The organism is Facklamia sp. P12937 (genome assembly GCF_050409505.1).
Taxonomy (GTDB): Bacteria; Bacillota; Bacilli; order Lactobacillales; family Aerococcaceae; genus Facklamia.
Genome location: NZ_JBNUPI010000026.1, coordinates 1 through 12,091, shown reverse-complemented (window position 1 = coordinate 12,091; position 12,091 = coordinate 1). Strand labels below are relative to the sequence as shown.

Genomic DNA, 12,091 nt, shown 5'->3' with positions numbered 1-12,091 from the left:
ATAGTGGGACATTTTGATTTGTGTTCTCTTGAGACATTATCATTTACGTTTAACAAAATTTTTTAGATTTTTATTGGAATGGATTGACTAATTTTAATAGATAAGATATAATTATTTCGCTTTCGAGATTAAAAATTTTAAGATAAGAAGGTGAGAGTAGATGTTAGATCGAGATACAGAAGTTTTAAAAACATATATTGGTATGATGAGAGCACATGCCTACTTTGAGAAATTGGTGAAAAAAGATGCGAATCATTCAGATATGAATGTGACGGAGTTTGCTGTATTAGAATTATTATATAATCGTGGCCCTCAACCAATTCAACAAATTGGGAATCGAATTTTAATTGCTTCCTCTTCAACCACTTACGTGATTGATAAGTTGTGTAATAAGGGTTATGTGGAACGAAAGCCAGATTTAAATGACCGTCGTGTAACTTTTGCTGAAATTACAGCAGAAGGTACTAAGTTGATGGATGAGATTTATCCTGAGCACCGTAAACATTTGTTAGAAGTTTTTGAAGAATTCACTACAGATGAAGTGCTCGAAATGAAACGCTTATTACAAAAGTTAACTCGCTATGAATAGCCTGCTTGATCCCCTAACTCTTTTAGTGAGTTAGGGACTTTTTTGTTAAATGTAGCTTGTATTAGGATAGTCTTGCTTTTAACTTTAATTCTTTCTATGATAAACTAAAAAGGCAAATCGGATTTAGAAAGGACAAATTATTGATGAAATTCTCGGCTTTAATTCTTTTATTATTTTGTTTATCCGCTTGTCAAAAGGCGCCTTTAAACGAAGAAACAGAATCAAAACAAGTACAGCTTGATGAATTAGAAATACTAGAGAGTACTTACGATGAAGATTCCACTAAAGAAAGTTCTTTAAAAAAGGATGGTACTCGTCAAGCTTGGACAGATTATTCTAACTATGCGGAAGTCGATGAGGATGGCTATGCCTACTATATGCAAGAAAACCCTGATATTTCTTCGGAAATATTTCCTTTATACGATAGTAGTGATCATAAAGTTCTTTTATTTACCTTTGATGATGCGCCTCAAAGACCGAATTCCTATGCACTTGAAATTGCCCAACAATTAAAAGCTAAGGATGTAAATGCTATTTTCTTAGTGAATGGTATGTTCTTAACAGAGGAAAAGGGGAGAAAGATTACCAAGCAAATTTATGATATGGGATTCGAAATCGGTAATCATACTCAGCATCATCCTAACTTAAAAGAAATGACCTACGACCAGCAGTATCAAGAAATTAAACAAACAAGTGATTTGGTTGAAGAAATTACAGGAGAAAAACCAAGATGGTTCCGCCCGCCTTTTGGTTTGTTTAACATGGATACCTATCAGATATGCCAAGAACTAGAAATGCAATTAATGACTTGGAATTTTGGATATGATTGGATGGATGAGTATTTAGAAAGTGAAGCTTTATTAGAAGTGTCTTTAAATAATGATTATTTAAGGGCAGGAGCAAACATTCTTATGCATGATCGTCCATGGACTAATGGTGCTATCTCGAGGATGGTAGACGGTTATCGTGAGCAAGGTTACCATATAGTTGATCCTTTATTAATTCGTAAACCAAATTTTGAAAAAGAAAGCTAGGCGAATCGAGTGAAAAAATATTTTCCGCTATCTTTTTATTTTAAACTCTTATTTATAATACTTGGACTAAGCACCATCTATCACTTTCATGAAGAAATGATCGATCAAGCTTTGTCTCAAGAAGGTTTATCCACTTATCAAAGACTCAGTAAAATATCTAAGGAACTGATTGGAATTGAAAAAGTTCCAGATGAAGACTCTCCCGATATAATTAATCAGATTCAGTCGTACCCAGGGAATAAACAACCCATCCAGTATCCACAAGCAGTATTAGCACATCCTCGATTTATCAAAGGCCAGCAAATGGCAGACTCTTTTAATAATCAGTTAGATATAAGTCAGCTAAACAGGTCATTTATAGAAGCAATTAACAGAGTTTATTTCCCACAACAAACAGTCTATCTAGCACCACATTTGTCAAATGGGAATCTACTTAGACTCGATGAGTTAGACAATTATGTATATTTAGATTCTAAAACTACAGAGGGACTAAATTTCCGCGAGCGTTTTTACGAGATTGAAAATAATCAATATCGGATTGGCGAAAACTTATATGAGGTTTTTATTTCGTCTGATGATATTCATTTAGATACTTGGTCTAAAGATGAAGCAGTATTCGCTCAATATTTAGCCAAAGCTTTTTTCGAACAAAATGAAGATTTTTCTGACATGCGGTCGGTATTTATATCTGCTAAAGCTTCAGCCAGTGATTTTCGTCTAGATGATTCGTCCTATGTGCGGATTGTTGTGGTATTAAACTTTGACACACAGAAACTTTAAATAGGGAGGATAATATGAAAAGTAACAATTACCTTAGATGGTCTCTTGCATTAGCAAGTATTTCTCTAGCTTCTCAATTACATCAAAATTTTAAGCATCCACTTCCTAAGATTAGTCATGCTGAAAGATTGCTTGAATTAGCTGAAATTGAAAATTCCATGGATTGGTTGCAAGAAGAAGAATATGAGAAGAATTGGGATGAAAAACTCAGCCCATTTATCGATAATTTAAGACAAGAGGGATCAATTAACCAAGGGGCTTATCACTTAGCTTATGACTTCTATGCTTTAGAAACAGCCAAAGCAACTTGCCTTATTGTCCATGGTTTTAATGAATTTAAAGAAAAATATCGAGAATTAGTATATTATTTATTACAATCAGGAATTCAAGTACTGACTTATGATGCACGAGGACATGGGGAATCTAAATTATCACCTAACCAAACCCAAATTGATATTATAGATTTTAACGTTTATATCAATGATTTAAAATGCCTAGTAAAAAGGGTTAAAGAACTGGGTGGAGAAGAACAGCCTCTCTTTATATTTGGACACTCAATGGGTGGGGCTGTCAGTTCTCGCTTTGCTCAATTATGGCCAGATTTAGTAGATGGTCTTATTTTATCCTCCCCAATGCTTGCGATTGATACTAAGGGAATGCCAATGGAATTGGCGCATATGAGCGCTAGCTTGATGCAAAAAGTCGGCCGGGGTAAGAATTATTTACCTGAAGATTCAAATGGAGGAATAGATGACCATTTAGTTTTCAGAACACCCAATCAGCTGTCCAATTCTGAAGTAAGAGGGCGCTTCTTTTTTGAACTCAATAAAAAACTTCATCTTTATCCTACCAAGTCAGGCTCTATTAACTGGTTGAAGGCATCTTTAGATGCTTTGCAAACTATCCATCAAGAAAAAGAAATCAAGAAAATGACTTTTCCAAGTCTCATCTTCCGAGCAGCTAGTGATAAGATTGTAAAAAAAGAGGGTATCTTCCATTTTTATAATTGTCTTCCAAATTCATTAAACTTCCTTGTACCTTCAAGTGAGCACGAGATTCTTTTAGGACATGATGATCAAGTGAGAAAGATAGTGAGTCAAATCCTTCACTTTATTAATAAAAATATATAGTAAACAAAGAAGGTTGCCTTAAGGGATGTTTAAGGCAGCCTTCTTTGTTTGAATTATTTGGTTTGGTAGCCAACAATTAGACCATTTCTTTGAGCATAGAAAGTGCATAAGCCAGAAGAAGGTAAAATATTAATTTCTGCATGTGGAAATTCTGCAAGAATCATTGACTGAAGTTCTTGGCTCGCTTCCGGGTTTAGGACATGGTTAATAAATATTTTCCCTCCATTAAATCCCTTGCTTTTTATTTCTGCCCAAAGTTTTTTCATTGCTTTTTGATGGCCTCTAGCTTTTTGAGCAAGTTCAATCGTACCCTCAGAACTTCTTTTTCCGATTAAACGTATATTTAGTAATCCAATCATGTTTCCAACAATTTTAGATATTCGGCCATTTTTTACTAGATTATCAACAGATTCTAACAAAAAATTGACATTTGTATTTAAATGTTCTTTTTCAATTCTTGCCACTACCGAATCAAAATCAGTCTCTTCTTTAATGATACTTGCAGCAAGAGTAATAAGTAGGTCGATTTCAGCTCCAGCCGATCGACTGTCGATGATTTTAATATTAGCATCAGGACTTTTCTCTAAGGCTAACTCTCTTCCTAAACAAGCAGCATTGTAAGAGCCTGAAACACCTGAAGATAAAGTGAAACATAAAACATTTTGATTGGACTCAAATGTTTGTGCATAACTTTCAGGGCTTGGACAAGCAGTTCCAGTCTGTTGGCCACTTTCCATTTTATTAACTAGAGTTTGGGTATCCATTTGATTGTTATCTTTATATGTATGCTCATCGATATTCAGTATTAAAGAAACAACTTCAAACTCTATTTCCTCGTTGATATCTTTGACAGAACGAATACTCGCGCCAGAGTCAGTTACTATTTTCCACTGCATAATATTTCCCCCAATTATGGTCAATTAATTATCAGTAGTATAACTAATTTCAGAATCAGTTTCAATTTATTGAAAGTTTAATTTTAACACTTGCTAAAAACAGCATATTATCGGTAAAATAGGAGTTGACATACATTTCATGTGAGGAGGAAAGATTATGTTAGGAGATCTACATCGGTCCAATTTAATCGTCTTAGTTCAAATAGTTTTTTCGATTGTAGGATTAGGCTTTGCCTATATAGGGGCAATTGAGTATGGTTTAATATCTATGATGATAGGAGCCATTCTTAATGAGTATTCAATTGATATTTCTGAGCAATTTGACCAAACAGATGCACAACTAGCTTTTTCCACAGAGTTAGAGGTTATAGCTGATTTTCTATCCTTTGGTTTGATTCCAATTGGATTATTATTAACAGCTACTCAAGGTGGAATATTAGGTATGATTACTATTGCAGTCTACTTAACTGCTGTAGCCATTCGTTTAGCACATTTTAACCGTCCCTTGGAATTTCAAGCTTATCAAATAGATGAAGAGAATTTCTATTTGGGTCTTCCCTTAATTTCAGTAGCTATTGTCTTACCGATACTTTATTTACTTAGTTATCTTATACCAGCAACTGTCTTTTCAGTGCTTATCATGGTTGTTATGATAGTCTTAGCTGCCGGTTATGTGATTGCAAAACCAATTCCGCGTCTAAAAAAAGAATGGATGACTTACCTTATATTTGGTGTAATATTCTTAATTGTCGCTTATATACTTTTAGGTATTTTTAAATAGTCCATTTAAAACCTCCTTTTGTTATTAAGAGGAGGTCTTTTTATAACGAGTTAAAAATGTAACTGCAGAAGGATAGTTAATTAAATTGCATGTTTTATCTATTAATAAAATAGCATTGATAGCTGAAAAAGCGATATATCAGAGTAGTTTATATCAATACCAAAGAAAGCGTATTGAGCAAAGCGGTAGCTATTAAGATTTCTTTCCGAATAAATGAATCATCAAAAGTTTACATTAGCAAGTAGGGGACTCTTTGGCAATGGATTTGGAGGTATATTTTTTGCTACAATGTTCTTTAAAGGTGTTTCTATGAACGATGGATTAATCGATGGCTAATAGATTATGAAATGCTAGACAATGAACAAATGTATTGTCTAGCCAGTCTAGATGACTGTGTCTATCTTCCTTTTTACCGTTTATAATGAAATACGATAAACTAACGATTATCTTTCTTAATTTTAAGACATATTATCAGTGATTATTTTCAGGGAGAATTCCCTTTAGAACAGGAGTAAATTATGACAGATTCAACAAAAGAGTTAAAAATTAACAAACAAATAGATCGACTATTGGATGACCTAACGGGCGATGAATTAAATGAAGATGTTATTAAAAACATTAAATTTTTAAATGACAGTTCCTTAATGATTGAAGACGAAGAATACGATTTGATTATTAATCATCAAGAAGCTTTTGACTTTGAAGCCTTCTATAATCGCTATCAAGACCTCTTCGCTAAGTATGATTATATTGTTGGTGATTGGGCTTTTAATCAGCTTCGCTTAAGAGGGTTTTATCAAATCGGAACACCCAAAGTGGCTTTCGATCAACGTATTGAAACGTTAGAGGATTATATCAATGAATATTGTAATTTTGGCGCCAAGTATTTTGTTATTGGAAAAAAAAGCTCTATCGCTGAATATCCTCATTTATTAGATCGATTGAGGGCGGGCAAGATAAATAACATTCAAAGTAAGACACTTTATCCAAGAACTTCAAATAAAAACACACGGGGACGTAGCTATCAAAAAAGAACGAATCGAAAAATTCAAAATCTCGGCCATCGTTCTAAGACTGTTACCCCTAAAATTAAGAGAAGAAATGAAAAAAGCCACTCACTAAGTAAATCTGAAAGTAAAAACAATTTGACTGTCGGGTCTAATAAGATGAATAAGCCGACAAACAGAATTAATCATAAGAAGGATTTCGTTATAAAAAAACGCCCCAACTAGCCTTTATTAGAAAGCGAGGATCCATAGTTTGACTGACCACATTAAAAATTTTGCCAGAGTTTGCTTATTTTGCCTAGCATCCTTAACTGGGGCAATCTCATTGACCGTTTTTCTATCGCCAGTTATTTATAGAATCTTTAATCAATATTTTAAATTGCATGAAACAGTTGGATTAACGAGTGAGCAATTAAATCAAAATTATCAAACAATTGTTGATTTCTTAACCCATCCGATGGAAAGTCAAATGCTATTGCCTGATTTTGCCTCTTCTGACGGAGGGATTCAGCATTTTGCTGAAGTTAAAGTTTTAATCCAGCTAACCATGATGGCAGCTTTGTTTTTAATTTTTGTTTTAGCGATTGTTTTGATAAATATTCGCAAGCAGAGGAGACGTAATCCCTATCTTAAGATATATATGATGCTAAGTTACATGTTGCCAATTGGTTTATTATTTCTAGCACTTATCGCTTTTGATAAAATCTTTATTCTTTTTCACCAAATTTTCTTTAAAAATGATTTATGGCTGTTTGATCCTTTAACAGATCCTGTCATTAATGTGCTTCCAGATAGTTACTTCTTTCTATTACTAATTGTTGTCGTTATGCTATATGAATTATTGTTAGGAATTATTTATTTGTTTATTAAAAAGAAAATATAAAAAAGATAAGCTCAGCTGCTGAGCTTATCTTTTTTTAGCTTATAAATGACTTGGTTTTTTTGGAGGAACGGAAATTTCATCAGTTTGTGGTTGTGCGTGCGCAATTCGGCTTGCAGCGGCAGCGGCTAAGGCACCCACGATGTCATCAATAAATGTATTGCACCGCTGATCTTTTTCATCATTTAGTTTACCAATAATGCCCGGTTTAAGCTTATCTAAATAACCGAAATTAGTAAGACCGATTGATCCATAAACATTGACGATTGATAGAGTCAGAATTTCATCTATTCCATAGAGGCTCTCATCACGCATTAATAAGTCACATAGAAGTGGAGACAAAAGTCCTTTTTCAGCAGCAATATCTAATTCAATTCCAGTTATAATAGCATTTTGAACTTCTCGTTTTTGCATCACAGCATGTAAATTATCAATGCAGTCTTGCATAGTTAAAGTCTCAACATAAGTATTTTGTAAATCGTAGACGATTTTAGCGATTTCTTCGATGCTAACACCTCTTTCAGCTAGCAATTCATAGGATCTGGATTCTAGGTGTTTTAAGTGAATATAATCTTTAGTCATTGAATTCTCCTTCAAAAATAGTTGATGAATGTAAGGGCGACGGTCGATAATTAGGATCGATGAAGTGTAAGGCTTGATTAACAGCTAATAAGGCTTCCCCAAATCCAGCTGCAATGATCTTTACCTTACCAGGATAGTCAGCAATATCCCCAACAGCGAAAACACCAGGCAAATTAGTTTCCATTAATGATGAAACTTTGATTTGGTTGCGAGAAAGCTTGAGTCCCCAATCTTTTATATGGCCTAAAGAATTAGAAAAGCCATAATTGACAATTAATTGATCGAGGCAAAGTGCTACTATTTTTTTTGATTTCACCTGCTGAAGCTTGAGTGATTCGAGCTGGTGATTTTTACCCTCTAAGGTTAAAATTTTATAGGGGGTTAGAATTTTAACAGACGAGGCATGTAATTTGGATACTGAGCTTTCTAAAGCTCGAAAGTTTTCACGTCGGTGTATTAAATAGACTTCTTTAGCAATTGGTTCTAGGGTGAGTGCCCAATCAACTGCAGAGTCTCCTCCTCCACATACTGCTATCCTCTGATGCTTAAAATGTTCAGGTTTTTTAACAATATAATGTAAGGAATGATTTTCGAAATGATTCGCATTATCCATTCCAAGCTTTCGGGGTTGAAAAGCTCCATTACCTGCTGCAATGATAACGGTCTTTGAGTAATAAATTTCTTTACTAGTTTGAATTGTATAGATGCCATCTTCTCTGGGAGAGAGATTTAAGACTTCTTCTCCCAAAGAAATATCTGGTTTAAAATGATTGACCTGTTCAAATAGTTTTTGACTCAAAATATTCCCCTTAATCGAAGGATAGGCAGGAATATCGAAAATCAACTTTTCACCATAAAGATGATTTGGTTGCCCCCCCACCTCCTCAAGTGACTCAATAATTTTTACTTTTGCGTTTCGCATATGAGCGAAGAAAGCGGTATAAAGGCCTACAGGGCCTGCACCGATAATTGTTATATCATAAATATTTTCCATAATTTCTGCCTTTCTAATAAAAAAACGCAAGGAATACTAAGCGCATGACTACTGCCACAAATCCGCCTGTAATAATACCTGCAAATACTTCTGTTGGTTTATGTCCAAGGTATTTAGTAACTATAAGGTCTTGATAATTATCAATAATTTCAGTTTCAAATTCAGAGTCTTCTAGTTTTTCTTTAATTGATTGAACATTTATATCCTCATAATTTGATTGAGAGAGACGTTTAACGATAGCATCAATTACAAGGCCTTGTTCACCACTTTGACGTCTGACCCCCATAGAATCGAACATGATAATAACACCGAATACAGTTGCTATGGCTACGTGTGCTGAAGCAAAACCGTATTCAAATATAAGACTGGCAATTAAACTTGCGACGGCAGCCGAATGCGATGAGGGCATGCCACCAGTAGAAGTGATTATATCTAATTTAGGACTTCGCTTTGAATAATAGGCAATTGGATATTTAATCATTTGCGCGAAAAAAATGGCGGTAAAAGCAGCAATTAATGGGTAATTCATAGCATCCTTATCCTTCTTTTTATTTTTAACACTAACTATCTTAACAAAAATAAGACCCTTTAACTATAAATTTAGTTTTTTTTCGAGTAAAATGATAGAGAAAATAGATATAAGGAGCGATAAAATGAATAATTTTCCACAATTAAAGACAGAGGAAATACAAAGTCAAGTTGTTTTACATACTAATAAGGGTGACATTGAATTAGCATTATTTAAAGAACAAGCACCCAGGACAGTCGAAAACTTCATTACTTTAGCTGAAGAAGGCTACTATGATGGCGTGATTTTTCATAGAGTTATTAAAGATTTTATGATCCAAGGAGGAGACCCAACAGGAACAGGCATGGGTGGTGAAAGCAAATGGGGAGAAAGTTTTGAAGATGAATTTTCAATGCATCTTTTTAACTTTTATGGAGCTCTTTCAATGGCTAATGCAGGACCAAATACAAATGGCAGTCAATTTTTTATTGTAACTGCACCAAATGTACCGGCTGATATGCTCCAACAGTTAAAAGACTTAGGGTTCCCTGATGAAGTTGTGAAGGCTTATGAAGAAAAAGGAGGAACCCCTTGGTTGGATCAACGCCATACTGTCTTTGGTCAAGTCGTTGGAGGTATGGAGAATGTTTTAGCTATCCAAAATGTTACAACAGGGCCTCAAGACAAACCGGTTGAAGATGTGATGATTGAATCCGTTACCGTTTCTAAATAAGTGAGAAAGCACGGTAATCGATATGAAGTTTAAAATAGGAGATATTATTGAAGGAGAAGTAACCGGTATCCAGAACTATGGTATTTTTATAAAGCTTTCTGATGAAGAACAGGGTCTAGTGCATATTTCCGAATGTAAACATGGATATGTAGGGGCTTTAGATGAATTCATTAATATTGGAGAAAAAGTTAAAGTAGTTGTAATTGATATTGATGAATACAGTAAGAAAATTTCTTTATCCATGCGAGCACTAGATAAAATTAACACCCCATTGTTTCCTGTTAGAAATCGAAGAAAAAAAAGACGGAATTTACCAGACATAGGATTTAAGACCATAGCAGATAAGATGCCACAATGGATTGATCAAGCAATGCATTCTATTGAAGAAAATGAGTTTAATACCAAGATAGAAGTTTAGGAGGTTTATAAATGGAAACAATTAGCTTTGATTATTCGAAGGCTTTGAACTTTTTTCAAGAAAAAGAAATGGAGCACTTAAGTGGGTTCGCAGAATCCTCTTTACGTGAACTTAAAGAAAAAACAGGGGCAGGTTCTGAATTTACGGATTGGATTGATTGGCCACTTGATTTCCCCCAATCCGAAATAGAGCGAATTAAAGGAGTAGCTCAAAAAATTCAAAAGAACTCGGAAGTATTAGTAGTAATCGGCATAGGCGGATCCTATTTAGGAGCTAAAGCAGCCATAGATTTTTTAAACCATACTTTTTATAATATGATGGCTCCAAGCAAAAGTTTGCCTCAAATACTTTTTGCTGGTAACAACATATCATCCACTTACTTGAATGATTTAATAGAAGTAATTGGAGAGCGTGATTTCTCTATTAATATCATCTCTAAATCAGGAACAACTACGGAACCAGCAATTGCTTTTCGGGTTTTAAAAGAAAAACTAATCAAAAAATATGGAAAAAAAGAAGCTTATCAAAGAATTTATGCGACAACCGATCAAGCTAAAGGAGCATTAAAAAAAGAAGCCCAACAAAATAATTATGAGTCTTTTGTAATCCCAGATGGTATCGGTGGGCGCTTCTCGGTTTTAACACCAGTGGGCTTGCTTCCTATTGCTGTAAGTGGTGCAAGCATAGAAAGGCTGATTGAAGGGGCAAAAATTGCTAGAGAGCTTTATCTAAATGAGGATTTAGCAAAAAATCAAGCCATGCAGTATGCTGTTATAAGAAATATTTTCTATCGCAAAGGAAAGGTCAATGAATTGTTAATCAACTATGAACCAGCTTTACAAGCTTTCGGTGAATGGTGGAAACAGTTATTTGGCGAGTCTGAAGGAAAAGATCATAAAGGAATTTTCCCGTGTTCAGCTAACTTTTCAACAGACCTACATTCAATTGGTCAAATTATTCAAGATGGCCAACGAAATATATTTGAGACGGTATTAAACTTCCAAAAGGTTAGGAAAGATTTAACAATCCCTCAATTAGAAGAAGACGTTGACGGTCTTTCATATTTAGAGGGAGAAAAAATGTCAACTGTTAACCAAATGGCTTATCAAGGAACTATGATTGCCCATACGGATGGAGAGGTACCTAATCTTATTATTAACATTCCAGCAATGAATGAAGAAAGCCTCGGTCAAATGATTTATTTCTTTGAAATGGCAGTCGCTATTTCTGGATACCTTAATGGTGTCAACCCATTTGATCAGCCGGGAGTCGAAGCCTATAAACGTAATATGTTTGCCTTACTTGGTAAAGATGGTTATGAAGAATTAACAAAGGAACTTAGTCAAAGAATATAGAATTATCAATCGATAATAAAAGTTAAAACATTTGAGATGGTCGGACTATAGATCGTCTCAAATGATTTTTATTCATCAGAGGTTATTGATAGAATTGAAGAACAAAAAAGAATTCACAAAAAATTTATAAAAAGTTAAAAAAGCTATTGACTTAAGCTAACAACCCATGCTATATTAATTCTTGTCGTCACGAACGAAGAGCAATGCATCTTGAGTTGCTAAAAATAAAAAACTTAGAAAAGTATTTGACATTAACAAACAACTCATGTTATATTATTTCTTGTCGTCACGAACGACCGAAACGAAAGAAAAAAGTTTAAAAAACTTTTCAAAAAGGTTTGACAAAAAATCTAAACCATGCTAGTATATAGAAGTTGTCACTTATGGCAGCGAAGCTCATTGAA

The 12,091-nt window shown here is 34.3% G+C and carries 14 protein-coding genes; 10 read left to right on the top strand and 4 right to left on the bottom strand.

All coding sequences use genetic code 11. From position 1 onward, the window contains the following. The first annotated feature begins 160 nt into the window (after window positions 1-160). From ACQV2R_RS08030 to ACQV2R_RS08015, 4 genes are all read left to right on the top strand, one after another. The gene (locus ACQV2R_RS08030; protein WP_428874522.1) at window positions 161-589 is read left to right on the top strand and encodes a MarR family winged helix-turn-helix transcriptional regulator; all 429 of its coding nucleotides are present in this window, start codon (window positions 161-163) and stop codon (window positions 587-589) included. Window positions 590-732: 143 nt separating this feature from the next. Then, window positions 733-1,623, top strand: coding sequence for a polysaccharide deacetylase family protein (locus ACQV2R_RS08025; protein WP_428874521.1), 891 nt, complete (start codon window positions 733-735; stop codon window positions 1,621-1,623). 9 nt (window positions 1,624-1,632) lie between these two features. Then, complete coding sequence (locus tag ACQV2R_RS08020; RefSeq protein ID WP_428892068.1) at window positions 1,633-2,403, top strand: hypothetical protein; 771 nt, start codon at window positions 1,633-1,635, stop codon at window positions 2,401-2,403. Window positions 2,404-2,417: 14 nt separating this feature from the next. Further along, on the top strand, window positions 2,418-3,533 hold the full coding sequence (locus tag ACQV2R_RS08015) for an alpha/beta fold hydrolase (protein WP_428874519.1): 1,116 nt from the start codon (window positions 2,418-2,420) through the stop codon (window positions 3,531-3,533). A gap of 53 nt (window positions 3,534-3,586) precedes the next feature. Here ACQV2R_RS08015 and ACQV2R_RS08010 read toward each other — a convergent pair whose 3' ends face one another. Then, complete coding sequence (locus ACQV2R_RS08010) at window positions 3,587-4,429, bottom strand: DegV family protein (RefSeq protein ID WP_428874518.1); 843 nt, start codon at window positions 4,427-4,429, stop codon at window positions 3,587-3,589. A 157-nt stretch (window positions 4,430-4,586) separates the two neighbouring features. Here ACQV2R_RS08010 and ACQV2R_RS08005 point away from each other — a divergent pair, with 157 nt between their 5' ends. The 3 genes from ACQV2R_RS08005 to ACQV2R_RS07995 all read left to right on the top strand — a co-directional run bounded on the left by ACQV2R_RS08005 (window position 4,587) and on the right by ACQV2R_RS07995 (window position 7,100). Then, window positions 4,587-5,210: a hypothetical protein gene (locus tag ACQV2R_RS08005; RefSeq protein WP_428874517.1), complete on the top strand. Its 624-nt coding sequence runs from the start codon at window positions 4,587-4,589 to the stop codon at window positions 5,208-5,210. 518 nt (window positions 5,211-5,728) lie between these two features. Continuing rightward, on the top strand, window positions 5,729-6,442 hold the full coding sequence (locus ACQV2R_RS08000) for a YutD family protein (protein WP_428874515.1): 714 nt from the start codon (window positions 5,729-5,731) through the stop codon (window positions 6,440-6,442). A 28-nt stretch (window positions 6,443-6,470) separates the two neighbouring features. Continuing rightward, window positions 6,471-7,100 (top strand): TIGR01906 family membrane protein, encoded by a 630-nt coding sequence (locus ACQV2R_RS07995; protein WP_428874514.1) that lies wholly within the window; start codon window positions 6,471-6,473, stop codon window positions 7,098-7,100. Between the two features lie 39 nt (window positions 7,101-7,139). Here the strand turns inward: ACQV2R_RS07995 and ACQV2R_RS07990 are convergent, their stop codons facing one another. From ACQV2R_RS07990 to ACQV2R_RS07980, 3 genes are read right to left on the bottom strand one after another with little or no spacing between them, the layout of a single operon-like run. Then, window positions 7,140-7,679 (bottom strand): phosphatidylglycerophosphatase A family protein, encoded by a 540-nt coding sequence (locus ACQV2R_RS07990; RefSeq protein WP_428874513.1) that lies wholly within the window; start codon window positions 7,677-7,679, stop codon window positions 7,140-7,142. Then, complete coding sequence (locus ACQV2R_RS07985) at window positions 7,672-8,673, bottom strand: NAD(P)/FAD-dependent oxidoreductase (RefSeq protein WP_428874512.1); 1,002 nt, start codon at window positions 8,671-8,673, stop codon at window positions 7,672-7,674. Before ACQV2R_RS07985 ends, ACQV2R_RS07990 begins: the two co-directional genes overlap by 8 nt. 13 nt (window positions 8,674-8,686) lie before the next feature. Next, a complete protein-coding gene (locus tag ACQV2R_RS07980) occupies window positions 8,687-9,202 on the bottom strand; it encodes a divergent PAP2 family protein (RefSeq protein WP_428874511.1) in 516 nt (171 codons plus the stop codon). A gap of 124 nt (window positions 9,203-9,326) precedes the next feature. Between ACQV2R_RS07980 and ACQV2R_RS07975 the strand changes: the two genes are divergently transcribed. From ACQV2R_RS07975 to ACQV2R_RS07965, 3 genes are read left to right on the top strand one after another with little or no spacing between them, the layout of a single operon-like run. Continuing rightward, window positions 9,327-9,914: a peptidylprolyl isomerase gene (locus ACQV2R_RS07975; protein ID WP_428874510.1), complete on the top strand. Its 588-nt coding sequence runs from the start codon at window positions 9,327-9,329 to the stop codon at window positions 9,912-9,914. A gap of 22 nt (window positions 9,915-9,936) precedes the next feature. After that, a complete protein-coding gene (locus tag ACQV2R_RS07970; RefSeq protein WP_428874509.1) occupies window positions 9,937-10,332 on the top strand; it encodes a CvfD/Ygs/GSP13 family RNA-binding post-transcriptional regulator in 396 nt (131 codons plus the stop codon). Window positions 10,333-10,343: 11 nt separating this feature from the next. Next, window positions 10,344-11,687: a glucose-6-phosphate isomerase gene (locus tag ACQV2R_RS07965; RefSeq protein WP_428874507.1), complete on the top strand. Its 1,344-nt coding sequence runs from the start codon at window positions 10,344-10,346 to the stop codon at window positions 11,685-11,687. Window positions 11,688-12,091: the final 404 nt, after the last annotated feature.